The following is a 212-nucleotide window of genomic DNA, read 5'->3' as shown; positions in this document are numbered from 1 at the left end:
CCTTCGGCCGCCGCGGCGTCCGCGCCGCCGATGCCGGTCAGCTCGCCCGCGGCGAACACCCCGGGGACGCTCGTGCGCTGGTCCTCGCCGACCCGGACGAACTCGCCGTCGAGCGCGCACCCGGCCGCGACGGCCAGTTCCGGCTGCGGCGCGAACCCGTGCCCGACGCAGACCGCGTCGACCTCGTAGGTCCGTTCGGTGCCCGGCACGAC

1 protein-coding gene is annotated in these 212 nt (G+C 77.8%); it reads right to left on the bottom strand.

What is annotated here, in order from left to right; genetic code table 11:
- The coding region (locus G3I65_RS13560; protein WP_160696417.1) for an FAD-dependent oxidoreductase at positions 1–212 on the bottom strand (212 nt) is incomplete at both ends.

This window comes from Amycolatopsis sp. SID8362, from assembly GCF_010550475.1.
GTDB classification, from domain to species: domain Bacteria; phylum Actinomycetota; class Actinomycetes; order Mycobacteriales; family Pseudonocardiaceae; genus Amycolatopsis; species Amycolatopsis eburnea.
Note: the sequence above shows the minus strand (reverse complement) of the source record. Positions and strands in the feature narration are given on the sequence as shown.